This window comes from Streptomyces sp. NPDC051173, assembly GCF_040689515.1.
Classification (GTDB): Bacteria; Actinomycetota; Actinomycetes; order Streptomycetales; family Streptomycetaceae; genus Streptomyces.
This window is the reverse complement of the sequence record NZ_JBFBBD010000154.1, coordinates 1,800-3,464: the sequence shown is the minus strand read 5'-3', so window position 1 is coordinate 3,464 and position 1,665 is coordinate 1,800. Positions and strand designations below refer to the sequence as shown.

Sequence of the window (1,665 nt, the reverse complement as noted above, 5' to 3'; positions counted from 1 at the left end):
TCAGCGGCTCCACCACTTTCCATTCCCCGAAGGGTCCGGAACGGCTTCACGGCCTTAGCATTAATGGATTCGATATTGGGCGTTTCAAAGCGGGTACCGGAATATCAACCGGTTGTCCATCGACTACGCCTGTCGGCCTCGCCTTAGGTCCCGACTTACCCTGGGCAGATCAGCTTGACCCAGGAACCCTTAGTCAATCGGCGCACACGTTTCCCACGTGTGTATCGCTACTCATGCCTGCATTCTCACTCGTGAACCGTCCACAACTCGCTTCCGCGGCTGCTTCACCCGGCACACGACGCTCCCCTACCCATCCCAGCGGGCGTTGGCCCTCATGCTGGAATGACACGACTTCGGCGGTACGCTTGAGCCCCGCTACATTGTCGGCGCGGAATCACTTGACCAGTGAGCTATTACGCACTCTTTCAAGGGTGGCTGCTTCTAAGCCAACCTCCTGGTTGTCTCTGCGACTCCACATCCTTTCCCACTTAGCGTACGCTTAGGGGCCTTAGTCGATGCTCTGGGCTGTTTCCCTCTCGACCATGGAGCTTATCCCCCACAGTCTCACTGCCGCGCTCTCACTTACCGGCATTCGGAGTTTGGCTAAGGTCAGTAACCCGGTAGGGCCCATCGCCTATCCAGTGCTCTACCTCCGGCAAGAAACACACGACGCTGCACCTAAATGCATTTCGGGGAGAACCAGCTATCACGGAGTTTGATTGGCCTTTCACCCCTAACCACAGGTCATCCCCCAGGTTTTCAACCCTGGTGGGTTCGGTCCTCCACGAAGTCTTACCTCCGCTTCAACCTGCCCATGGCTAGATCACTCCGCTTCGGGTCTTGGGCGCGCTACTCAACCGCCCTGTTCGGACTCGCTTTCGCTACGGCTTCCCCACACGGGTTAACCTCGCAACACACCGCAAACTCGCAGGCTCATTCTTCAAAAGGCACGCAGTCACGACGCACCGAGCAAGCTCGATGCGCGACGCTCCCACGGCTTGTAGGCACACGGTTTCAGGTACTATTTCACTCCGCTCCCGCGGTACTTTTCACCATTCCCTCACGGTACTATCCGCTATCGGTCACCAGGGAATATTTAGGCTTAACGGGTGGTCCCGCCAGATTCACACGGGATTTCTCGGGCCCCGTGCTACTTGGGTGTCTCTCAAACGAGCCGTTGATGTTTCAGCTACGGGGGTCTTACCCTCTACGCCGGACCTTTCGCATGTCCTTCGCCTACACCAACGGTTTCTGACTCGTCTCACAGCCGGCAGACCGTGAAAGAGAGATCCCACAACCCCGCATGCGCAACCCCTGCCGGGTATCACACACATACGGTTTGGCCTCATCCGGTTTCGCTCGCCACTACTCCCGGAATCACGGTTGTTTTCTCTTCCTGCGGGTACTGAGATGTTTCACTTCCCCGCGTTCCCTCCACACTGCCTATGTGTTCAGCAGCGGGTGACAGCCCATGACGACTGCCGGGTTTCCCCATTCGGACACCCCCGGATCAAAGCTCGGTTGACAGCTCCCCGGGGCCTATCGCGGCCTCCCACGTCCTTCATCGGTTCCTGGTGCCAAGGCATCCACCGTGCGCCCTTAAAAACTTGGCCACAGATGCTCGCGTCCACTGTGCAGTTCTCAAGCAACGACCAGCCACCCGTC

1 rRNA gene is annotated in these 1,665 nt (G+C 58.0%); it reads right to left on the bottom strand.

Going from position 1 to position 1,665, the window contains the following annotated elements:
* A 23S ribosomal RNA gene (locus AB0435_RS33960) occupies positions 1-1,613 on the bottom strand; the annotation flags it as partial.
* Positions 1,614-1,665 lie beyond the last annotated feature (52 nt).